Source organism: Phenylobacterium soli, assembly GCF_003254475.1.
GTDB classification, from domain to species: Bacteria; Pseudomonadota; Alphaproteobacteria; order Caulobacterales; family Caulobacteraceae; genus Phenylobacterium; species Phenylobacterium soli.
Genome location: NZ_QFYQ01000001.1, coordinates 2,738,652 through 2,761,067 on the forward strand (window position 1 = coordinate 2,738,652; position 22,416 = coordinate 2,761,067).

Below are 22,416 nucleotides of genomic sequence, written 5' to 3' on the forward strand. Positions count from 1 at the left end.
CCGCCGCACATGGTCGTGCGGCTTTCCTTTTTCAGCCCAGTGTTGCAAAGTCCGCCCGCGCGTCAAAGCCGCTCCTGCGCCGCAGGGGATAAGGCGACCCGCAAACCACAAACCCGCGCCGGCCTCGACCGAATCCCTCGGCCACGGCGCACCGTCCGATCCGCGCCCCAAAAGATCCGTTCTTTGGGCGCGCCTAGGAAACACCTGATGGGCAGCGCTGCTCCCGCCCCTTTCCGGCCCAAGGCCGCATCTGGCGCCGCATTCGGCGTCGGGGCATTCGCGCGCGCCCTTCCCACAAGCTGGCAGCGCCCGGGCCCCAGGCCCGCCGCGCGCCGCGGAGAGTTGTTTGATGTCCAAGACTATGTTGATCGACGCCGCCCACGCGGAAGAAACGCGCGTGGTGGTGCTCGACGGGAACCGCGTTGAAGAGTTCGATTTCGAGAGCCAGAACAGGAAGCAGCTTCGGGGCAATATCTATCTCGCCAAGGTGACGCGCGTTGAGCCGTCGCTGCAGGCGGCCTTCGTCGAGTACGGCGGCAATCGCCACGGCTTCCTGGCCTTCAACGAAATCCACCCCGACTACTACCAGATCCCCGTCGCCGACCGCGAAGCCCTGCTGCGCGAGGTGGCCGAGGCCGACGACGAGGACGAGCGGCACGAGCCGCGCGGCCGCGAGCGCGCCGCCGAGGATGACGAGGACGAGGAGGCGAACGCCGTCTCCGAGGACGACGACGACGTCATGGAGGAAGAGGTCGCCCGGCGCCGCCGGCGGCTGATGCGCAAGTACAAGATCCAGGAAGTGATCCGCCGCCGGCAGATCATGCTGGTGCAGGTCGTCAAGGAAGAGCGCGGCAACAAGGGCGCGGCCCTGACCACCTACCTCTCCCTGGCCGGCCGCTATGGCGTGCTGATGCCCAATACGGCGCGTGGCGGCGGCATTTCCCGCAAGATCACCACGGCTACCGACCGCAAGCGCCTGAAGGGCATCGTCCAGAGCCTCGACGTGCCGCAGGGAATGGGCCTGATCGTCCGCACCGCGGGCGCCAAGCGCACCAAGGCCGAGATCAAGCGCGACTACGACTACCTGCTGCGCCTGTGGGAGAACATCCGCGAGACGACGCTGCACTCCATCGCGCCGGCCTTGATCTACGAGGAAGAGGACCTCGTGAAGCGGGCGATCCGCGACCTCTATGACAAGGACATCGACGCGGTGCACGTCGAGGGCGACGCCGGCTTCAAGGAAGCGCGCGACTTCATGCGCATGCTGATGCCGAGCCAGGCCAAGAAGGTTCAGCCCTACCGCGAGCCGACGCCGCTCTATGTGAAGTACAAGGTCGAGGACCACCTCAGCCAGATCTACACCCCGGTGGTCCCGCTGCGTTCGGGCGGCTACCTGGTGATCAACCAGACCGAGGCCCTGGTCGCCATCGACGTGAACTCCGGCCGCTCGACCCGCGAGCGGAACATCGAGGCCACGGCGCTGAAGACCAACCTCGAGGCGGCTGAGGAAGCCGCCCGCCAGCTGCGCCTGCGCGACCTGGCCGGCCTGATCGTCATCGACTTCATCGACATGGATGAGGCGAAGAACAATCGCGCCGTCGAGAAGAAGCTGAAGGATTGCCTGAAGGACGACCGCGCCCGTGTGCAGATGGGCAAGATCAGCGCCTTCGGCCTGATGGAGATCTCCCGCCAGCGCCGTCGCACCGGCGTGCTGGAGGGCACGACCCACGTCTGCGAGCATTGCGGCGGCACGGGCCGCGTGCGCTCGGTGGAATCGAGCGCCCTGGCGGCCCTGCGGGCGCTGGAGATCGAGGCCCTGAAGGGCGGCGGCGAGGCCACCCTCACCCTGCCCCGCGCCGTGGCCCTCTACGTCCTCAACGAGAAGCGCGCGCACCTGGCGCGCCTGCACCAGTCGTTCGGCCTGTTCGTGACCGTGGTCGTCGATGACGACATGGCCCACGCCGACCATCAGATCGAGCGGACCTCCTCCGAGACCCGCGCCGATCACGCACCGATCCCGGCCCAGCCCGTCCAAGCCTACGAGCCCCTGCCCGAGCCCGAGTACGACGAGTACGAGGATGAGGACGAGGAGGAAGAGGAAGAAGACGAGGAAGAGACCGAGGCCGAGGCCTCCGAAGCCGGTCGCCCGGGCCGCGAGGACGAAGGCCGCTACGACGACGGCGAAGGCCGCCGCGGCCGCCGCCGTCGCCGCCGCGGTCGCCGCGGCGATGAGCCCCGCGAGTCGCGCGAGGCCCGCGAGCCGCGCGAAGGCGCGCCGGCGCACGAGGCGCGCGACGACGAGGAAGGCGGTCACGGCCGCCGCCGCCGTCGTGGCCGCCGCGGCGGTCGCCGGATGCGCGACGAAGGCCGTCCGAGCGAGCCCTTCGCCTGGACCCGTCCGTGGGTGCCCTACGGCGACGATCCCTTCGTCTGGTACGACCCGTCCGAGGACGCCAAGAAGGCCGCGCCGGCCAACGATGAGCGCCCCGCATCGCGCGAGGCCCCTTTCCGCGAGGCCCTGTCCCGCGAGGCCCCGTCCCGCGAGGCCCCTGTGGCCGCCGCCGCCGAGGCCGCACCGGCTCCCGTGAGCCGCGCCCGCGCGCCGGAGAGCAACGAGGACATCTGGGTCGAGCTGCCGGCCGCCGAGGACAAGCCCAAGCGCAGCCGCCGCACCCGTGGCCGCGGGCGGGGCCGTGGCGGCGAGGGCGAAGCGCCCGCCGAGGCGGTGAGCGAAGTCCCCGCCGCGCCGCAGGCCGAACCTGCGCCGGAGCCGGTCGTCGAGGCCCAGCCGGAGGTGGTCAGCGAGGAGCCGGCGCCGCCGGCCAAGAAGCCCCGCAGCCGCAAGAAGGCCGCCGCCCCGGCGCCCGAAACGGTCGCCGAGACGGTCGCCGAACCGGTGGTCGAAGCGGTTGCCGCCGCGCCGGCTCCCGCGGCCGAGGCGGCGCCCGCCGCGCCGGCCGAACCGGACCCGAACGAGATCTCGGCCAAGCCTGCCGCGCCTCGCAAAGGCTGGTGGCGGCGCGGCTGAGGGACTAGACTCCGATGAGACGCGGGGGCGGCAACGAAGAGTACGACATGGTCGCCCCCGCTCGCCCTTCTGAAGCAAGCTCCTCGAAAGCCGGCCGCTTCGGTCGGATCGCCATCGCCGTCTCGGTCACGGCGAGCCTGCTGCTTCAGCCCGGGCTGGCCGCGGCGCAGGAAGGCGAGACCCTGATCCGGGACACCGAGATCGAGGAGATCATCCACCACGACGCCGATCCGATCCTGACCGCCGCAGGGATCAACCCCAAGGACGTCTCGATCCTGCTGATCGGCTCGAAGGAGCTGAACGCCTTCGCGGCGCCGCGCGTGATGGGGGTCAACACCGGCCTCATCATGCAGACCAAGAACCCCAACGAGCTGCAGGGGGTCATCGCCCACGAAGTCGGCCACCTCGCCGCCGGCCACTCGGCCCGCTCGGGCGAGATGACGCGGGCGGGCATGCGGCCGTTCCTGCTGACCATGGGCCTCGGCGTGCTGGCCGCGCTGGCGGGCGCGGGCGACGCCGCCGCGGGCCTGGTGGGCAGCGCCCAGTACTTCGGCGCGCTCGGTGCCATCGGCTACAGCCGCGAGCAGGAAGGCCGTGCCGACCAGGCGGGCGCGACCCTCCTCGAGAAGGCGGGTCTGTCAGGCCGCGGGCTGGCCGAATTCTTCAACAATTTCCGCTACCAGGAAGTGTTCAGCGAATACCGTCGCTACAAGTACTTCATCGACCACCCGCTCTCCTCGGACCGGATCGACAGCCTGGAATCGCGGGTCAAGGCCCTGCCCCACTACAGCGAGGTCGACAGCCCGGCGGCGCTGGCCGAGCACGAGATCATGAAGGCCAAGCTGGAGGGCTTCATTGAGCCCCAGGTCGCCATCGTGAAGTACGGCGAGAAGGACCCGAGCTACACGGCCCGCTACGCGAGGGCGATCGCCTATTACCAGATGAAGGAGCCGGACAAGGCGCTGAAGCTGATCGACGCCCTGATCCAGGACCAGCCGAACAATCCCTACCTCTGGGAGCTGAAGGGCCAGATCCTCTTCGAGTACGGCCGCACCAAGGAAGCCGAGGCGCCGCAGCGCAAATCGGTGGAGCTGAAACCCGAGGCGCCGCTGCTGCGCGTCAACCTCGGCCAGACGCTGGTGGCGCTCGACGACAAGGCCAAGGTCGACGAGGGCATCTCCGAACTGAAGAAGGCCCTGACCCAGGAAGGCGACAACGCCGTGGCCTGGCGGCTGCTCGCGGAAGCCTACGACAAGCAGGGGCAGGACGGCCTCGCCCGCCTGGCGACGGCCGAATACAACTACAACGTCGGCGACCTGCGCGAAGCGCGAGTGTTCGCCATGCGGGCCCGGGAAAAGCTTGACCGCAACAGTCCGGAATGGCGGCGCGCCACGGACATCGTGCTGGTCTCCAAGCCGAGCAAGGACGACCTGCAGGACCTCGCCAAGGAAGGCTCCATCGCGCGCAGTCAAACGCGCTGACAAAGGCGCGGGCATCCACTATCTGCACCGCATGAAGTTCGCCCTCCTCGCCGCGGCCGGCGCCGCCATCGCTCTCTCCGGCTGCCAGAAGGCCGACGACGCCGCGTTCGGGAAGCGCGTCCACGACTACCTCATGGCCCACCCGGAGGTGATCCAGCAGGCCGCGCAGAAGCTGCAGGAGAAGCAGGCCGCGGAGGCCGCCAAGGCCTCCACCGACGCCATCTCCAAGTACCGCGCCCAACTCGAGCGCGACCCGCGCGACGCCGTGCTGAACCCGAACGGCAAGATCACCGTGGTCGAGTTCTTCGACTACCGCTGCGGCTACTGCAAGCTGGCCGCGCCCGAGGTGGTCAAGCTGGTCGAGCAGAACCCCGACGTCCGCGTGGTGTTCAAGCAGTTCCCCATCTTCGGCGAGGTGTCCGACACCGCCGCCAAGATCGCCCTCACACCGGCCGCCAAGGCCAAGGCCCTGCCCCTGTACAAGAGCTGGATGGCCGAGAAGGCGCTGGACGAGGCGCTCGTCGACCGCGACCTGGCGGCCGTCGGCATCGATCCGGCCCAGGCCCGCAAGGCGGCGGCCGACCCGGCGATCGAACGCCAGATCCTCGACACCCGGGCGCTGGCCACGGCCCTGAAGATCGAGGGCACCCCAGCCTTCATCGTCGGCGACACCCTGATCCCGGGGGCCGACCTCGACGCCCTGCGCCGGGCGGTGAAGATCGCCAGGGACGGGGGTCTGAAGACCCCTTCCTGAAGTCCCTGGAGTGAACGCGCCGAGGCCTGACGCAAAACCCGAGTCCCGCTCGGATCGTACCTGGGTTACGATTCTGGCCATGACGGAACGCGTTCTCGTGATCGGCGCCGGAATGGCGGGGCTCTGGACGGCGCTGGCGCTCGCGCCGACGGGCCGCGAGGTGATCGTGCTCGACCGGGACCCGCCGCCGCCCGATGGCGGTCCGGACGAGGCTTTCGAGACCTGGACGCGGCGCGGCGTCGGGCACCTGCGCCACAGCCACGCCTTCCTCGCCCGCCTGCGCCTCCTGATCCGCGACCAGCATCCGGCCCTGCTCCAGGAGCTGCTGGACGCCGGGTGCCGCGAGCTGCGCTTCGAGGACGGGCTTACCGAGCTGCACAGGAAGGCCTTCACGCCCAAGGCGATAGACGGCGACCTCGTGATCCTGACCAGCCGGCGCACGACCCTGGAGCTGGTCATCCGCCGCTATGCCGAGCGGCTGGCCAACGTGACCTTCCGCCCTCAGACCTTCGTATCCGAGCTGATGATCGCCCCCGCCGAAGCGGGCGCCCCGGCGCGGGTCACCGGCGTGCGCCTGGAAAGCGGCGAGGAGATCGCCGCCGACGTGGTGGTCGACGGCGCGGGCCGCACCTCGACGGCCTCCGAACAGCTGGCCACGGCCGGCGTCAGCATTCCCGAGTCGTCCGAGTCCGCGGGCGTCATCTACTTCACCCGCCACTATCGGCTGAAACCCGGCATGAGCGAGCCGCCGCGCGGCGGGCCGGCCGCAAATGGCGATCTGGGCTATCTGAAGTTCGGCGTCTTCCCGGCCGACAACGGCTGCTTCTCGGTCACGCTCTGCCTGCCTGAGGTGGAAGAAGAGATGCGCAAGGCGGTGGTCGACCCCGCCGTGTTCGATGCGGTGTGCAACGCCCTCCCCGGCGTCGCCGCCTGGATCGCGCCCGAGCGCGCCGAGGGCGTCAGCCGGGTGTTCGGCATGGGCGCGCTGGAGAGCCGCTGGCGCGACCTCGCGCCCGAGGGACGGCCGGCGGTCACCGGCTTCTTCCCGGTCGGCGACAGCCTCATCCGGACCAATCCACTCTACGGCCGCGGCTGCTCCTTCGCCGCAGTCAGCGCCTATCTGGTGCGCGACGCGCTGGAGGCCACGCGCGATCCGGCGCAGCGGCTGCTGCTCTACCGGGCCGGGGTCGAGAAGGAAATCCGACCCTACTACGAGTCCATGAAGAAGGCTGACCGCTCGGCGATCAAGCGGGCGCGCCAGGCGCTGATGCCGGCCCACCGCCCCTCGGTGCGCAGCCGTATCCTGAAGAGCTTCGTGGAGGACGGGATCACCGTGGCGGTGCGCTCGGACATCGACCTGATGCGCGCCTCGCTCCGCGGCTTCCACATGCTTGAGGACCCGGAGGCCTGGCTGAAGCGGCCGGGCAACTTCCTGCGCATCCTCGGCTACTGGGCCCGGGGCAAGAAGGCCAACGCCGCCGCCTACCGGCCGAACCTGGAGCCGGACCGCAGCGCCATGCTCAGCCTCGTCGGGGTCTCGCCGCAGGCCGACATCGAGCGCCTGAAGGCCGCCTAGCGCCCTCGCCGCCCCTCGACCGGCCCTTGACCGCCCTAGCGTCAAGGGCGGACGGTTCCCGCCACTTTGGGGGGATCTGGAAAGGACGCGACGAGATGAGCGAATTCAAGCTTCTGATCGACGGCAAGCTGGAAGCCGGCGACGCGGTGATGGACGTGATCAATCCGGCGACCGAGGAGCCGGTGGCCCAATGCCCGCGCGCCTCGAAGGCGCAGCTGGACCGGGCGGTCGCGGCCGCCAAGCGCGCCTTCCCGGCCTGGGCCGCGACGCCCATCGACGAGCGGCGCAAGGCCCTCGTCGCCATCGCCGACATCATCCAGGCCAATGTGCCCGACCTCGCCCGCCTCCTGACCCAGGAGCAGGGCAAGCCGCTGCAGGACGCCATGGGCGAGACCTTCGGCGCCTCGGCCTTCTTCCGCTACTTCGCGAGCCTCGACCTGGCGCCGAAGACGATCGAGGACAGCGAGACCCGCAAGGTCCAGCTGCGCCGCCGCCCGCTGGGCGTGGTGGGCGCGATCGTGCCCTGGAACTTCCCGCTCATCCTCATGGCCTTCAAGGTCCCGGCCGCCCTGCTGGCCGGCAACACAGTGGTGCTGAAGCCGGCCGCGACGACGCCGCTCGCCACCCTCAAGATGGCCGAGCTGATCAAGGACGTGCTGCCGCCGGGCGTGCTCAACGTGATCGCGGACGCCAATGACCTCGGCGGGGAGCTGACCAAGCATCCGGACGTGCGGAAGATCTCCTTCACCGGCTCCACCGAGACCGGCAAGAAGGTGATGGCCGGCGCCGCCGAGGCGCTGAAGCGCGTGACCCTGGAGCTCGGCGGCAACGACGCCGGCATCGTGCTAGGCGACGTCGATCCGGTGGCCACCGCGCCGCAGATCTTCAACGCCGCGTTCCAGAACTCGGGCCAGGTCTGCATCGCCATGAAGCGCGTCTATGTGCACGAGAGCATCTATGACGCCATGTGCGCCGAGCTCGCCAAGCTCGCCGACGCGACCGTGGTCGGCGACGGCCTCGAGCAAGGCACGCAGCTCGGGCCGCTGCAGAACAAGGCGCAGTTCGAGAAGGTGCTGGGCTTCATCGAGGCCGGGCGCAAGGACGGCAAGATCATCGCCGGCGGCGAGCGGGCCCGGGACAAGGGTTACTTCATCAAGCCGACGATCGTGCGCGACATCGAGGACGGCTCGAAGCTGGTCGACGAGGAGCAGTTCGGCCCGGTGCTGCCGGTCATCAAGATCAAGGACGGCGAGGACGCCCTGGCCCGCGCCAACGCCTCGAACTACGGCCTCGGCGGCTCGATCTGGACCGGCGACGTGGACAAGGCCTTCGACCTCGCCACCCGCATGGACACCGGCACGGTGTGGATCAACAAGCACGCCGAGCTCGCCCCCAACATCCCGTTCGGCGGGGCCAAGTTCTCCGGCCTCGGCACGGAACTGGGCGAAGAGGGCCTGGAGGAGTTCACCCAGGTCCAGGTGATCAACGCGGCCCGTTAAGGCCGATCAGGTGATGGCGATCCCCTCCTCCCGCTGAGGAGGAAGGGAAGCCGGCTCAGAAGACGATCATCGCCGCCCGGACCGCCAGGACGATCAGCACGATGGTCGAGAGCGTGAAGACCAGGAAGCGGGCCATGATCACATTGACCGTGGCCTGGATCAGGCTGTGGACGATGCGCAGGCCGACGTAGGCCCAGGCCAGCCAGCCGTCGATGGCGGCGCCGCCGTCGACCAGGGCGAGCACCAGGGCCACGGCGTAGAACACCGTCGGCTGCTCCATTAGGTGATTGTAGTTGTCCGCCTTCCAGCGGACGTTGGGCGGCACCTGGGCCGCGAGGTCCGCCGGCGTCTTGGTGTTGTCGAGCGGGACCTTGAGCTTGCTCATCGCCGGGATGCGGGTGGCGTAGAGCCAGGCCCACATGACCATTGACCAGAGCGCCAGCGCCACGATCGGCGCGAACATCGGACTAAGCGACATGGAAACCTCCCCCTAGGTTGTCGATTCCGGGGGAGAAGATAACCGCGTTCTCTTTGACCTTAGGGAAGCTAGTCGGCCTTGCCCTCGGCGGCCGCCGCCTGATCCCAGGCGAAGACCCCGCCGGCCATCTGGTCGCGCACGGCTTCCGGGCTGAGGGCCGAGGCCTTGTCGAGCTCGCCGATCTCCTCGGGCACGAACCAGTGCAGACGGTTCGGATCGTCATGGTAGGCGGCCCAGACCACCTTAGCGACGTCCATCGGCGGGATCAGCCGCCACATGCCCTCCTTGGGGGCGTTGTCGGCGGCGCCGGGCGGCAGGATGGCCGTGTCGATCAGTCCCGGCAGGACGTCGGCCACGCGCACGCCCATGGCGCGGAACTCCACCGACAGCGCCTCGGTCAGGCCCTTCACCGCATGCTTGGTCGCCGAATAGACCGCGATGTTCGCCATGCCGAAGGTGGCCGAGGAGGACGACGTGGTGAAGCACAGCGAGTTGGGCGTCGCCTTGAGCAGCGGGATCGCCTCGTAGATGCCGATCAGCACGCCCACCAGGTTGACGTTGACGACCGCCAGGACGTCCTCGAACGGCTGCTCGGCGAACGGGCCGCCGCGGCCGATGCCGGCGTTGTTGTAGAGGATGTCGAGCCGCCCGCCCGCCGCGGGCGCGAAGTCGTCCAGCGCCTCGCGATAGGCGGCGCGGTCGGTGACGTCGAGGACGCGCACCACGCAGTTGTCGGCCCCGATCTCGTCGCGCAGGTCGGCGAGGCCCTGCTCGCTGACGTCGTAGCCGCCGACGAACCAGCCGTTGGAGGCGAACAGGCGCGCGGTCTCGCGGCCCATGCCGGAGGCGGCGCCGGTGATGAAGATCGACTTGCGGACGCCGGACGTCGGCGTGGCGGACTTGGCCATTCAGATGAGCCCCGAGAGCGGTGAGGACGGTTCGGCGTACATGCGCCTGGGCATGCGGCCGGCGAGATAGGCCTCACGGCCTGCGATGACGGCGTGCTTCATGGCGCTGGCCATGAGGATGGGATCCTTGGCCTCGGCGATGGCGGTGTTCATCAGCACGGCCTCGCAGCCGAGCTCCATGGCGACCACGGCGTCGGAGGCCGTGCCGACCCCGGCGTCCACCAGCACCGGCACCTTGGTCTGCTCGATGATGAGGCCGAGGTTGAGCTGGTTCTGGACCCCGCGCCCCGAGCCGATCGGCGCGGCGGCCGGCATGATCGCCGCGGCCCCCGCCTCCTCCAGCTTCCTGGCGTAGACCGGGTCATCCGAGCAGTAGACCATCACCTGGAAGCCATCGGCGACCAGCATCTTCAGCGCCCGCAGGGTCTCTTCCATGTCCGGCAGAAGGTGCTTGGTGTTGGAGAGCACCTCGAGCTTGACGAGGTCCCAGCCGCCCGCCTCGCGGGCCAGCCTGAGCGTGCGGACCGCGTCCTCGCCCGTGAAGCAGCCGGCGGTGTTGGGCAGGAAGGTGAAGCGGTCGGGCTTCACGTGATCGACCAGCATCGGCTGGCTGGGGTCGGAGAGGTTCACCCGGCGCAGGGCGACGGTGACGATCTCGGCGCCCGCGGCCTCGGCGGCGGCGGCGTTCTGGGCGTAGTCCTTGTACTTGCCGGTGCCGACGATCAGGCGCGAACGGAAGGTGCGACCGGCGACGGTCCAGGTGTCTTCGTTGATCTGCGATCCGTCCATGGCTCAGCCGCCTCCGATGAAATGCACGATCTCGATCCGGTCCCCATCGGCGAGCGCGGTGCGACCATAGGCCGAGCGCGGCACGATCTCCAGATTGCGCTCGACCGCCACCTTGCGCGCATCGAGGCCGAGCGCCGCGACCAGGGCCGCGACGTCCGGAACGCTATCGAAGGTGCGGGGCTCGCCGTTCAGGATCAGGTTCATCTGCACACGCCAGGAACGCCCCGCCTTGTGGCCTCTGGCCCCGCCCGGTACAAGACCCGCGGAATCGACGGCGGAGCCGAATGCCGAAACCGATCTATGTGCTGAGCGGCCCCAATCTCAACCTCCTGGGGACGCGAGAGCCCGAGATTTACGGACATCAGACCCTCGAGGACGTGCGCAAGCTCTGCGAAGCGCGCGCGACGTCGCTCGGGCGCGAGATCGTGTTCCGCCAGTCCAACCATGAAGGCGTGCTGATCGATTGGATCCAGGAGGCCCGCACCGAGGGCTCCGCCATCGTCATCAATCCCGCCGGCTACGGCCACACCTCCATCGCCATCCTCGACGCCCTCAAGGCGGCCGACGTGCCGGTGGTGGAGTGCCACCTTTCGAACCCCGCGGCGCGGGAGACGTTCCGCCACCAGACCTATGTGTCCCTGGCGGCCACGGGCGTCGTCTCTGGCTTCGGCGCCGCCAGCTACGTGCTGGCCGTCGAGGCCGCCGCGGGCCTCACGGCTTAAGCCTCACAAGAAACGAGGATCCATTCGCATGGCTAGCAGTCCCAAGGCTCCCGCCGACCCGATCGACGCGCGCCTGGTGCGCAAACTGGCCGACATCCTCACCGACACCGGCCTGTCGGAGATCGAGGTCGAGCACGGCGGCCTGAAGATCCGAGTCGCCAAGACCCTGACCGCCGCGCCCGTCCACGTGGCGGCGCCCGCTCCCATGGCGATCGCCGCGCCGGCCGCAGCCCCCGCCCCCGCCGCCGCGCCTGCCGCGGCCGAGGCTCCGGCAGGCGGTCCGACCCGCGCCGGCGAGGTGGTGAAGTCGCCGATGGTGGGCACGGTCTATCTGCAGCCGCAGCCCGGCGCCGACGCCTTCGTGAAGGTCGGCGACACGGTCACCGCCGGCCAGACGCTGATGATCGTCGAGGCCATGAAGACCATGAACCCGATCCCGGCGCCCAAGGGCGGCCGCGTGGTGGAGATCCTGGTCGGCGACGCCCAGCCCGTGGAGTTCGGCGAGCCGCTCGTGGTCATCGAGTAGGCCCGGCCATGTTCGAGAAGATTCTGATCGCCAACCGAGGCGAGATCGCGCTCCGCGTCCACCGGGCCTGCAAGGAGATGGGCATCGCCACGGTCGCCGTGCACTCCGAGGCCGACGCCGGCGCCATGTGGGTGCGGCTGGCCGACGAGAGCGTCTGCATCGGCCCGGCCCCCGCCGCCAAGAGCTACCTCAACATCCCCTCGATCATCGCCGCTGCGGAGATCACCGGGGCCAACGCCATCCACCCCGGCTACGGCTTCCTCTCGGAGAACGCCCGTTTCGCCGAGATCGTGAACGCCCACGGCTTCACCTTCATCGGGCCCAAGCCCGAGCACATCAAGATGATGGGCGACAAGATCACCGCCAAGCAGGCGGTGAAGGACGCCGGCATCCCGGTGGTGCCCGGCTCCGACGGTGCGGTGACCACTGAGGAAGAGGCCTTCGAGGCCGCCAAGGCGATCGGCTTCCCGGTGCTCATCAAGGCCGCGGCCGGCGGCGGCGGACGCGGCATGAAGGTCGCCCAGACCGAGGCGGACCTCGCCGAGGCGGTCGGCACCGCCCGCTCCGAGGCGCGCGCGGCCTTCGGCGACGACGCGGTCTATATGGAACGCTACCTCCAGACCCCGCGGCACATCGAACTGCAGGTCGTCGCCGACTCGTTCGGCAACGTCGTGCACCTGGGCGAGCGCGACTGCTCCCTGCAGCGCCGTCACCAGAAGGTGCTGGAGGAGGCCCCCTCGCCGGCCATCGACGCCGCCGCCCGCGCCAAGATCGGCCAGGTCGTGGTCGAGGCGATCCGCAAGATCGGCTACCTCGGCGTCGGCACCATCGAGTTCCTGTACGAGAACGGCGAGTTCTTCTTCATCGAGATGAACACCCGCCTGCAGGTGGAGCATCCGGTGACCGAGGCGATCACCGGTATCGACCTGGTGCGCGAGCAGATCCGCATCGCCGCCGGCGAACCGCTGTCGTTCCGCCAGGAGGACGTTGTCTTCGAAGGCCACGCCATCGAGTGCCGGATCAACGCCGAGAACCCGCGGACCTTCGCGCCCTCGCCGGGCACGGTGACCGACTTCCATGCCCCGGGCGGGCTTGGGGTGCGCATGGATAGCGCCCTCTACGCCGGCTACACGATCCCGCCCTATTACGACAGCCTGGTGGGCAAGCTGATCGTCCACGGGCGCGACCGGCACGAGTGCATCGCGCGCCTGTGCCGCTGCCTCTCGGAAGTGGTGGTGTCGGGCATCGATACCAACATCCCGCTCTTCCAGGAGCTCATGCTGAATCCTGAGATCGTGAAGGGCGACTACAACATCCACTGGCTCGAGAACTGGATCAAAAGCCAGGCCGCCCAAGCCGTGTAATCTGCGCGGGATGGAGAGCTTCTCCCCCCGCGACCTCCTGGCCTGCTACGCGCGCGGCGTCTTCCCCATGGCCGACGCGCGCGAGGATGCGCGGGTCTTCCTGATCGATCCGGAGCGGCGGGGCGTCCTGCCGCTCGACCGTTTCCATATTCCTGCCCGACTGGCCCGCACGGTGCGCAGCGAGCCCTATGAGGTGCGCATCGACACCGCCTTCCACGAAGTGGTGCTGGCCTGCGCCGCCCCGGCCGCCGGGCGCACGGAGACCTGGATCAACCGCCCCATCGAGCGGCTCTACCTGAAGCTCCACGACATGGGCTTCGCCCACAGCGTCGAGTGCTGGCGCGAGGAGCGGCTGGTCGGCGGACTCTACGGCGTGGCGCTGAAGGGCGCCTTCTTCGGCGAGAGCATGTTCTCCCGCGCCCGCGACGCCTCGAAAGTGGCCCTCGTGCACCTGGTCGGGCGGCTGATCGCCGGCGGCTATCGCCTGCTCGACGCCCAGTTCATGACCGAGCACCTCGCGCAGTTCGGGGCCGAGGAGATCAGCCGTCGCGAGTACCAGAAGCGGTTGGCCACGGCGCTCGCCGCTGACGCCGACTTTCAGCGGGCCGGCGCGGGCGGCGCGCTGGCCACGGGCGCAGCGGTCCTGCAGGTGATCAGCCAGGCGTCGTAAACCGGGTGCTCCAGCGGATCGAGACTCGGCGAGGAGGCGTACATCCAGCCCTTGAATGCCTGCTTGGCGGGCAGCACCGGACGGCCGGGCTCGGCCCGGGGTTGTGAGAGGATTTCCAGATAGGCGATTGAATCCTCTACCGGTTCATCGGCGGCGGTGTGCTCGCAGGCTTTCACCGTGAAGATCAGGGTCTTGTAGCGGACGGGCTTCCCCACCGCGGCCTCGAAGCGCAGCGTCTCGGCCGTCACCTTGTCGAGCACCTGCAGGACGGCGACGTCGTAGCGGGGCCGGCGCTGCGGGCCTGCCGGCGCCTTGGGCGCGGCGGCCTTCTGCTCGACCTCGGGGGCCGGGGCGACATCCTTGTCGGTGATCGGCGGCACGACGGCGGGCTGGGGCGTCGGCACATTGGCGGGCGGGGCTTCCTCGGAGACCGGCGCCGGAGCCGTGGGCGCGGTCTGGGCGACAGGCGCCTGCGGCGCGGACGGGACGCCCGTTCCCGTCGGCGCGACGCGCTGGGCCCCGGCGCCTTGCGGCGGACGGGGCGTGGAACTGGTCGGCTGGGCGGCGACCATGCCGGCCCCTGCGACGACCACGGCGGCGACGGCCGCGCCGGCCAGCCCGCTGTGGCTTTTCAAGCTGCGAACGATTCCAGGCCGGCTCAGCATGCAGCGACTGTACCCTTATTCGGGCGTCCAGGCCTCATAGTCGCCGGTGGCGCGTTGCCGCTCCCCGCCGCGGGCCAGCGAGCCCTTCGGACGGTAGGCGTAGATCGTGCCGGAAAGGTTCGGCCGGTGCTCCTTCTCCCACGGCTTCGTGAGGAGCGGAGCGACGGTCGGCGGCTCGTCGAAGGTGTAGTGCAGCCAGCCGTGCCAGTCCGGCGGCACCTTCGAGGCCTCGGCGTAGCCGTTGTAGATCACCCAGCGACGGCGATGCTTGCCATAGCTGTCGCGGGCGTCCTTGGCCTCATAGTAGCGGTTGCCGTAGTCGTCCTGGCCCACGAACCGGCCGCGCCGGGCGATCGTGAAATGGATGCCCGTGGTGGCGCCGTTCCACCAGGTGAAGAGGGTCTTCAGGAGGCTGGTCACAGAGGCTCGCAGGAGATGACTGGGGGGCCGATTTGCGGCCGGACTATAGGCGGGCGCCCTGCCAGCGTCCAGCACCCCACCAGCCCAGGCGGGAGGGCAAGATGTTGGGGACGAACGCCCTTGCGACCGCAACATCTATTGCTCCGTGAGCTTTGCGCCGCCTAACCTCTCCCGAAGGGAGTCGGTTCATGGGCGGGGACGCGCCGAAGACGGCGATTGAAGGACGAATCCTGGAGCTCGGCGATCGGCTGGTCGAGGTCGAGGCGCCGGCGCATTGGACCCAGGCCCAGGTGGAGGCCTGGATGGCGTGGGCGGCAGACCCGGCGTCCGGCGACCTTGCCGCCGCCGTCGCCGACGACGTCGAGGCGCTGACCGAGGCCGCGCAGGCCAAGGGGCTCCTGAAGGACGTCCGCGCCCGCACCCGTTTCCGTGACGACCTGATCGAGGCCATGCTCTCGGGAGCCGTCGCGCTCGGCCGCGCCCGGGGCGCGCGCCCGCCGGCCGTGATCGCCGCGTCCGATCCGAACCTCTCGGCCCGCCTCGACGCCCATCGCGCCGAGCATCGCGGCCGGGAGGCCGCGCACCTGGCGGCGGTCGCCCTCGCCACTCGCCTGCAGGCGGTGATGGACGCGGTCCTGCGCTGCGAGGGCGAGTCCGAGGCCTGCGCCGACCCGCGCCAGAACGTGACCCTCGCCCGGGCCGCCGAGGCGGCTCGCGCGGCCGGCGCCCGCGATTCGGTGATCTTCGAGGCCGTGGCCCTCGCCCGTGCGGGCGAGAGAGTGTGGATCTCGGCCGAGCCGCGGCCGCCCTCCGACGCCCCGGCCCTGGTGGTCGGCGGCAGCCCCGCCGAGCGCGCCCCGCTGGCGCTAGCGGCCTGGTCGACCGGCGCGGTGGCGCTGGCCCCGGACCTCGCGATTGCCGAGTCGGTGGCCGCCGGCGAGACCGCCGTGCGCGGGGCGGTGAACCTGATGGCCTTCTGGTCCGAGGGCGCCTTCGACGTGCCTGCCTTCGAGGCCGCGGTCGAACTGACCGCCCGGGCGCTCAGGGCGGCGACCGATGCGCCCGCGGTGCTGGCCCTCGCCGGCCTGGGCGACTGGCTCGTGTCCCATGGTCTCGACTACGCCTCCGAGGGGGCGCGGGAGACCGCGCTCGAGCTCTATCGGACCGCGGCGGCGACCGCCGGAGGGCTCGACGTCGGCCTCGCGGCGTTCGACGATCCGGAGCTGCAGCTTCGGCTGGGCGCGGGCGGGCTCTCGGCCGCGCCGTGGAGCGGCCCCGTCGTTCTGGCCGAAGCGGCCGACGGCGAGGCGGTGCGCACCCTTTCCGAGGCCGCCCAGCGGGGCCTCGCCATGGTCGGCGCCGACCGCCAGGCCGCCCACCGCCGCGTGCTGGGTCACGGGGACCTCGCCGACGCGCCGGGCGTCGGCCGCGCCGCTCTGATCGCCCGCGGGTTCACCGATCACGAGGTGACCGCGGTCGAGGCCGCCCTGCCCTTCGTGGACCGGCTGACCGACGCCTTCTGCCCGGCCGTGGTTGGCGACGGTTTCGTGCGCGATGTCCTGGGCGCCTCGAGCGAGCAGCTGGAGGATCCGCGCCTCGACGTGCTCGGCCTCGCCGGCTTCACCCGCACCGAGGTGGCCGAGGCCGAGGGCCATGCGCTGGGCCACGCCAGCCTGACCGGCGCCGATTTCCTGAGCCCCGACCAGGAGGCGGTGTTCCGGACCGCCGCCGAGCTCGGGACCGAGGCCCACCTGGCCATGTTGCAGGCCATAGCGCCCGCCTTGGCCGTTCCGCCGACGGCGGAGATCGCCCTGCCCTGGCGCGCCACGCCCGCGGACGTTCTCGCGGCCCTGTCCGGCGCGGCGGTCACCCTGCGGATCCGACGCGAGGCCGCCCCGGCCGACGCCGTCCTGGACCTTCCCGCCGGCATCGAGCCGCGCGCAGCCCGCGAGGCGGCCCCGCCGCCGCCCCCCGAAGAGCGCATCGTCGAGCGGGTGGTGGAGCGGGAGCGGGTGCGCCGCAAGCTGCCCGACCGGCGCAAGGGCTACATCCAGAAAGCCTCGGTGGGCGGCCACAAGGTCTATCTGCACACCGGCGAGTACGACGACGGCGAGCTCGGCGAGATCTTCATCGACATGCACAAGGAAGGCGCCGCCTTCCGGTCGCTGATGAACAACTTCGCGATCGCCATCTCCATCGGCCTTCAGTACGGGGTGCCGCTCGACGAATTCGTCGACGCCTTCGTCTTCACGCGCTTCGAGCCGGCCGGACCGGTGACGGGCAACGACACGGTGAAGTCGGCGACCTCGATCCTCGACTACATCTTCCGCGAGCTCGGCATCTCCTACCTCGGTCGTCACGACCTCGGCTCGGACGACGAGAACGCGCTGAACGCCGATGGCCTGGGTCACGGCAAGGGCGGGCCCGCCGCGCCGAGCGAGGAACCGCAGCCGGCCTCGCGTTTCATTTCGCGCGGCTTCTCCCGCGGGGCGGCGCCCGACAACCTTGTGTTCCTGCCGGTCGCCAACCGGCCCGCAGGCGGCATGGTGCTGGAGGCCGCCGACGTCTGCGCTGCCTGCGGCGACGTCGCCGTGGTCCGCAAGGGCGCATCGCTCATCTGCGAGAGCTGCGGCGCGCGCGCCGGACGGCTCAGCGAAGACCAGGGCGGCTAATCCCTAACAATTACCGCGAATTAAGTGGCGTTCGCGGCATCCAGGGGCCAGATGGACGCCGTAGTCACAAGGATTGCGTCGCGTATGGACTGGATCGGCCGCACCACCTTCGCCCTCGCCGCGCTGGCCTTCGCCGCGCCGACGATGGCGCTGGCCGGTTCGGATCGCGAGGTGGCCCGCTCGACCTCGTTCGGCGGCTCCTGCCCAAAGTGCGAGCTCTCCGGCCGGCGACTGACCGGCGCCCGGTTCATGGGCGCGGACTTCCGCGAGGCGGCTCTGGTGGGCTCGGACCTGCGGGACGCGCAGTTCGTCGGCTCGACCTTCGTGTCGGCCAACCTGTCCCGCGCCGACCTGACCGACGCCGAGATCGTCGGCTCCAACTTCGCCGGCGCGAACCTCTCGCGGGCCCGGCTGGTGTCCGCCCAGGCCCACGCGGTGCAATTCACCGGCTCCGACCTCTCCCGGGCGGACCTGACCGACGTTGAGGCCAACGCCTCCAACTTCTCGAAGGCTATCCTGCAGGGCGCGAGCCTGCGCTCCGGATCGCTGATCGCGGCGAACTTCACCAAGGTGGACGCGCGCGGGGCGGACTTCTCCGACGCCCAGCTCAACCACGCGCAGTTCTCGGGCGGTCGTTTCACCCGCGCCTCGTTCCGCTCCGCAGAGCTGATGGGCGCGACCCTGGCGGACGGGGATTTCGACGGCGCTGACTTCGCCGACGCCAACCTGCGGGAGGCCTGGATCACCGGGTCGGATCTGAGCCGCGCCAGGAACCTCACCCAGGATCAGCTGGACGAGGCCTGCGCCGACAGCCGCACCAAGGCGCCGCCTGGCCTGGTGGCCAAGATGTGCCACCACGGCCCGCGGGTCGCGGTTGCGATGCCGCAGCCTCCGCCACCTCCAGCGCCGGCGGCGCCCAAACCGCCGAAGCCGCCACGCTACCTGGTGAACATCGAGCCCTGAGGCCCGGCCGCCCTAGGCCTTGAGCGGGGCGACGGTGCGGATGTGCAGCTCCTTGAGCTGCTTGTCGGTCACCTCGGACGGCGCGTTCATCATCAGGTCCTGCCCCTGCTGGTTCAGCGGGAAGGCGATGACCTCGCGGATGGCGCTCTCACCGGCCAGCAGCATGACGATGCGGTCGATGCCCGGCGCCAGGCCGCCGTGCGGCGGCGCGCCGTGGCGGAAGGCGTTGAGCATGCCGCCGAACTGTTCCTCGACCACATTGGGCCCGTAACCGGCGATCTCGAACGCCTTGAGCATGATCTCCGGCAGGTGGTTCCGGATCGCGCCCGAGCACAGCTCGTAGCCGTTGCAGACGATGTCGTACTGGTAGGCGAGGATGTCCAAGGGATCCTTGGTGTTCAGCGCTTCCAGCTCGCCCTGCGGCATCGAGAACGGGTTGTGCGAGAAGTCGACGTGGTTCGTCTCCTCGTTGAATTCGAACATCGGGAAGTCGACGATCCAGACGAACTCGAAGCGGTCCTCGTCGACGAGCTTCAGGTCGGTCCCCACCTTGGTCCGGGCCGCGCCGGCGAACTTGTGGAAGACCTTGGGATCGCCGGCGACGAAGAAGGCGGCGTCGCCCTGCCCCATGCCGATCTGGCTCATCAGGGCGTCGGTGGCCTCCGCGCCGAGGTTCTTGGCGATCGGGCCGCCCCAACCGCCCTGGTCCTCGCTCCAGAAGATGTAGCCGAGGCCCGGCTGCCCCTCGCCCTGGGCCCAGGAGTTCATGCGGTCGCAGAAGGCGCGGCTGCCGCCTTTCGGGGCGGGGATCGCCCAGACGGCGTTCTTCTTATCCTCGAGGATGCGCGCGAAGAGGCCGAAGCCGCCGCCGCGGAAGCGCTCGGAGACGTCCTGCATCTGGATCGGGTTGCGCAGGTCCGGCTTGTCCGTGCCGTACTTGGCGATCGCCTCGCGGTACGGGATGCGCGGGAACGGATAGGCGGTCACCGGCTTGCCGTTCGCGAACTCCTCGAAGACGCCGTGCATCACCGGCTCGATGGCCGCGAACACGTCTTCCTGGGTCACGAAGCTCATCTCGACGTCGAGCTGGTAGAACTCGAGCGAGCGGTCGGCGCGCAGGTCCTCGTCGCGGAAGCAGGGCGCGATCTGGAAGTAGCGATCGAAGCCGGAGACCATCAGCAGCTGTTTGAACTGCTGGGGCGCCTGCGGCAGGGCGTAGAACTTGGTCGGGTGCAGGCGCGAGGGCACCAGGAAGTCGCGCGCCCCTTCCGGCGACGACGCCGTCAGGATCGGCGTCTGGAACTCCAGGAAGCCCTGGTCGATCATCCGCCGGCGGATCGACTGGATGACCTGGCTGCGCAGCACGATGTTGCGGTGCAGGGTCTCGCGACGCAGGTCGAGGTGGCGGTTCTTGAGGCGGATCTCTTCCGGATAGTCGGGCTCGCCGAAGACCGGCAGCGGCAGTTCGGAGGCCTCCGACAGCACCACGACCTCGCCGACGCGAACCTCGATCTCGCCGGTCGGCAGGTTGGGATTCACGGTCTCGGGCGTGCGGGCGATGACCTCGCCGTCCACCCGGATGACGCTCTCGGCGCGCAGGTGCTCGATCGTCGCGAATCCGGGCGTGCCCGGGTGCAGGACGAGCTGCGTCAGGCCGTAGTGGTCGCGCAGGTCGACGAAGATCAGCCCGCCGTGGTCGCGCTTGCGGTGAATCCAGCCCGACAGCCGGACGGTCTTGCCGGTGTCGGCGGCGCGGAGCGCGCCGCAGGTGTGAGTGCGGTAGGCGTGCATTTCGTCAGGAAATCAGGGTGATTTGCGAGGCGCGGAAGGGCGCACGGAGGCGCCCCGATGTCAAGCATCGCGCCCCGCCCCGCCGCTACTTCTCCGGGTGGGTCAGCGCCTGGTACGTCAGGGTGCGCGCCTGGGTCCCGAGATCGTCGCCGCCGGTGCCGCCCATGCGCTGGATCATGCCGACGAAGAACAGGTCGTTGGTCGGGTCGATCCAGAACCAGGTGCCGGCCGCGCCGCCCCAGCTCATGGTGTTCCTGCCCTCGAGCGTGCCGGCGACGCGCGGGTCCTTCACCACCATGAAGTCGAGGCCGAAGCCCACCGCCTCATTGAAGCGAGCGCCCGTCGTGCCGTTGGAGTTCACCAGCACGTCGTGCGGGATGACGTTGGTGTCCATCAGCTCGACCGAGGCCGGCGAGAGGATGCGCACGCCGTCGAGGACGCCGCCGTTCAGCATCATCTGGCAGAAGCGCGCATAGTCGCTGGTCGTGGAGACGAGACCGCCGCCGCCGGACTCGAAGGGCGGCGGCTTGGTGTAGTCGGGCATCTCGAAGCCGAAGAGCTCCTTGGCTTCCTCGATCTTCCCGGTTTCCTTGTTGCCGATGTAGACCGCGGCCAGGCGTCCGCCCTGCCCCGGCCGCGTGTAGAAGCCGGTGTCGTTCATCTTCAGCGGCTTGAAGACGCGGCTCTCCATGAACTGGCCGAGCGTCATGCCGGTGAGGCGCTCGACGATGGCGCCCTGGATGTCGACCGCCGAGGAATAGGACCAGTTGGTCCCCGGCTGGTACATCAGCGGGATCTCGGCCGTGCGGTCGATCATCTCCTTCATCGAGGCGGCGCCCAGCACCTTCTTCTCGCGATAGAGCTTGTCGACCGGATGCTTGTCGCCGAGGCCGTAGCCGAAGCCGGCGGTGTGGCTCATGATCTCGCGCATGGTCGGCGGGCGCTTCATGTCCTCGACGGCGGTGATCTTGCCGTCGGCGTCGGCCTTGACCATGACCTTGAGGTTCTTGAACTCCGGCACATAGCGGGTGACCGGATCGTCGAGGCGCCACTTGCCCTCCTCGAAGAGGATCATCATGGCCACGCCGGTCAGCGGCTTGGACATCGAATAGATCCGGAAGATCTCGTCCTTGGGCATCGGCTGGCCGGTGGCCAGGCTCGCCTTGCCGTAGGTCTTGAACTCCACGACCTTTCCGTGGCGCGCGAGATAGGTGGTCATGCCGGCCACGCGTCCCTGGGCGACCACCCCGGCCATGTAGTCGTCCAGCCGTTTCAGGCGGGCGGAATCGAAGCCGACCGCCTCAGGCGCCGTGGTCTGGGAAAGGGCCGCCGGGGCGGTCTGGACAGCCGGCTTGGCGAGCGCGCCGGGCGCGATGGCGAAGGCAGCGGCCGCGAAGGCCGCAACGACGCGACGAGTCATGAGATCCCCCCTTGCTTGTTGCCGCAGACCTTAAGGCGCCGCCGGGGACGGGCAAGCACGGGTGCGTTTCAGGCGCGCAATGCTAGAGGTGCGGGATGAAGACCCTGCTGATCGTCTGGCACTCCAGGACCGGCGCGGCCCGCCAGATGGCCGGGGCGGCGGCGGCCGGCGCACGGACGGAGGCGGAGGTCGCGGTGCGGATCCTCCCGGCCGAGGCGGCGCAGCCGGCCGACCTCCTGGCCGCCGAGGGCTATCTGTTCGCAGCGCCGGAGAACCTGGCCGCGCTCTCGGGCGGGATGAAGGAGTTCTTCGACCGCTGCTACTACCCGTGCCTGGAGCGTCTGAACGGGCGGCCCTATGCGATGCTCATCGCGGCCGGCAGCGACGGCGAAGGCGCGGTGCGCCAACTGGCCCGGATCGCCACCGGCTGGCGCCTGAGGGCCGCGGCCGAGCCGCTGATCGTCTGCACCCACGCCCAGACGCCCGAAGCGATCGCCGCCCCCAAGCACCTGTCCGATGCCGACATCGCGACGTGCGAGGAGCTGGGCCAGGCCCTGGCCGCCGGCCTCGCCCTGGGCGTGTTTTGAACCTGCGAAGTATTCCCCGACACTGCTGGGGTGCGAGCGCTGCTGAAAACTCAGAATAGGTAAGCGCAGGGCGCAATCTGGCCATACCCATTCTTGGGATCGG

20 protein-coding genes are annotated in these 22,416 nt (G+C 69.9%); 12 read left to right on the forward strand and 8 right to left on the reverse strand.

Going from position 1 to position 22,416, the window contains the following annotated elements; genetic code table 11:
- Positions 1–349: 349 nt before the first annotated feature.
- The 5 genes from DJ017_RS13625 to DJ017_RS13645 all read left to right on the forward strand — a co-directional run bounded on the left by DJ017_RS13625 (position 350) and on the right by DJ017_RS13645 (position 8,338).
- Positions 350–3,028, forward strand: a complete 2,679-nt coding sequence (locus DJ017_RS13625) for an Rne/Rng family ribonuclease (RefSeq protein WP_111529227.1) — start codon at positions 350–352, stop codon at positions 3,026–3,028.
- Between the two features lie 14 nt (positions 3,029–3,042).
- Complete coding sequence (locus tag DJ017_RS13630) at positions 3,043–4,509, forward strand: M48 family metalloprotease (protein WP_227000138.1); 1,467 nt, start codon at positions 3,043–3,045, stop codon at positions 4,507–4,509.
- Between the two features lie 31 nt (positions 4,510–4,540).
- Positions 4,541–5,263 (forward strand): DsbA family protein, encoded by a 723-nt coding sequence (locus DJ017_RS13635; protein WP_111529229.1) that lies wholly within the window; start codon positions 4,541–4,543, stop codon positions 5,261–5,263.
- 79 nt (positions 5,264–5,342) lie between these two features.
- Positions 5,343–6,839, forward strand: a complete 1,497-nt coding sequence (locus DJ017_RS13640; RefSeq protein WP_111529230.1) for an FAD-binding oxidoreductase — start codon at positions 5,343–5,345, stop codon at positions 6,837–6,839.
- Positions 6,840–6,934: 95 nt separating this feature from the next.
- Positions 6,935–8,338, forward strand: a complete 1,404-nt coding sequence (locus tag DJ017_RS13645) for an aldehyde dehydrogenase family protein (RefSeq protein WP_111529231.1) — start codon at positions 6,935–6,937, stop codon at positions 8,336–8,338.
- A gap of 55 nt (positions 8,339–8,393) precedes the next feature.
- Here the strand turns inward: DJ017_RS13645 and DJ017_RS13650 are convergent, their stop codons facing one another.
- The 4 genes from DJ017_RS13650 to thiS all read right to left on the reverse strand — a co-directional run bounded on the left by DJ017_RS13650 (position 8,394) and on the right by thiS (position 10,717).
- Positions 8,394–8,816 carry an MAPEG family protein gene (locus DJ017_RS13650; protein ID WP_111529232.1) on the reverse strand — a complete coding sequence of 141 codons (423 nt, stop codon included), beginning with the start codon at positions 8,814–8,816 and terminating at the stop codon, positions 8,394–8,396.
- A gap of 68 nt (positions 8,817–8,884) precedes the next feature.
- The gene (locus tag DJ017_RS13655; RefSeq protein WP_111529233.1) at positions 8,885–9,724 is read right to left on the reverse strand and encodes an SDR family oxidoreductase; all 840 of its coding nucleotides are present in this window, start codon (positions 9,722–9,724) and stop codon (positions 8,885–8,887) included.
- Positions 9,725–10,513, reverse strand: coding sequence for a thiazole synthase (locus tag DJ017_RS13660; RefSeq protein WP_227000139.1), 789 nt, complete (start codon positions 10,511–10,513; stop codon positions 9,725–9,727).
- Positions 10,514–10,516: 3 nt separating this feature from the next.
- A complete protein-coding gene (gene thiS, locus DJ017_RS20835; RefSeq protein ID WP_227000140.1) occupies positions 10,517–10,717 on the reverse strand; it encodes a sulfur carrier protein ThiS in 201 nt (66 codons plus the stop codon).
- 80 nt (positions 10,718–10,797) lie between these two features.
- Here thiS and aroQ point away from each other — a divergent pair, with 80 nt between their 5' ends.
- Genes aroQ through aat form a run of 4 tightly spaced genes read left to right on the forward strand, consistent with a single transcriptional unit; the run spans position 10,798 to position 13,795 of the window.
- A complete protein-coding gene (aroQ, locus tag DJ017_RS13665; protein ID WP_111529234.1) occupies positions 10,798–11,235 on the forward strand; it encodes a type II 3-dehydroquinate dehydratase in 438 nt (145 codons plus the stop codon).
- 28 nt (positions 11,236–11,263) lie between these two features.
- The gene (gene accB, locus DJ017_RS13670; protein ID WP_111529235.1) at positions 11,264–11,761 is read left to right on the forward strand and encodes an acetyl-CoA carboxylase biotin carboxyl carrier protein; all 498 of its coding nucleotides are present in this window, start codon (positions 11,264–11,266) and stop codon (positions 11,759–11,761) included.
- Positions 11,762–11,769: 8 nt separating this feature from the next.
- The gene (gene accC / locus DJ017_RS13675) at positions 11,770–13,125 is read left to right on the forward strand and encodes an acetyl-CoA carboxylase biotin carboxylase subunit (RefSeq protein WP_111529236.1); all 1,356 of its coding nucleotides are present in this window, start codon (positions 11,770–11,772) and stop codon (positions 13,123–13,125) included.
- 10 nt (positions 13,126–13,135) lie between these two features.
- Complete coding sequence (aat, locus tag DJ017_RS13680; RefSeq protein WP_111529237.1) at positions 13,136–13,795, forward strand: leucyl/phenylalanyl-tRNA--protein transferase; 660 nt, start codon at positions 13,136–13,138, stop codon at positions 13,793–13,795.
- On the opposite strand, the gene DJ017_RS13685 is transcribed toward aat, so the two are convergent.
- On the reverse strand, positions 13,723–14,430 hold the full coding sequence (locus tag DJ017_RS13685) for a DUF2155 domain-containing protein (RefSeq protein ID WP_264371496.1): 708 nt from the start codon (positions 14,428–14,430) through the stop codon (positions 13,723–13,725). The two genes, aat and DJ017_RS13685, sit on opposite strands and share 73 nt — an antisense overlap.
- A gap of 45 nt (positions 14,431–14,475) precedes the next feature.
- On the reverse strand, positions 14,476–14,880 hold the full coding sequence (locus tag DJ017_RS13690) for an NADH:ubiquinone oxidoreductase subunit NDUFA12 (protein ID WP_227000142.1): 405 nt from the start codon (positions 14,878–14,880) through the stop codon (positions 14,476–14,478).
- 188 nt (positions 14,881–15,068) lie between these two features.
- Between DJ017_RS13690 and DJ017_RS13695 the strand changes: the two genes are divergently transcribed.
- Entirely contained in the window at positions 15,069–17,552 is a 2,484-nt protein-coding gene (locus tag DJ017_RS13695; RefSeq protein WP_111529239.1) for a TSCPD domain-containing protein, read from the forward strand.
- A gap of 84 nt (positions 17,553–17,636) precedes the next feature.
- Entirely contained in the window at positions 17,637–18,515 is an 879-nt protein-coding gene (locus DJ017_RS13700) for a pentapeptide repeat-containing protein (RefSeq protein WP_165830630.1), read from the forward strand.
- Between the two features lie 12 nt (positions 18,516–18,527).
- On the opposite strand, the gene aspS is transcribed toward DJ017_RS13700, so the two are convergent.
- Complete coding sequence (aspS, locus tag DJ017_RS13705) at positions 18,528–20,306, reverse strand: aspartate--tRNA ligase (protein ID WP_111529241.1); 1,779 nt, start codon at positions 20,304–20,306, stop codon at positions 18,528–18,530.
- Between the two features lie 85 nt (positions 20,307–20,391).
- A complete protein-coding gene (locus DJ017_RS13710; RefSeq protein ID WP_111529242.1) occupies positions 20,392–21,726 on the reverse strand; it encodes a serine hydrolase domain-containing protein in 1,335 nt (444 codons plus the stop codon).
- A 95-nt stretch (positions 21,727–21,821) separates the two neighbouring features.
- On the opposite strand from DJ017_RS13710, the gene DJ017_RS13715 reads away from it, so the two are divergent.
- The gene (locus DJ017_RS13715; RefSeq protein WP_111529243.1) at positions 21,822–22,313 is read left to right on the forward strand and encodes a flavodoxin family protein; all 492 of its coding nucleotides are present in this window, start codon (positions 21,822–21,824) and stop codon (positions 22,311–22,313) included.
- Positions 22,314–22,416 lie beyond the last annotated feature (103 nt).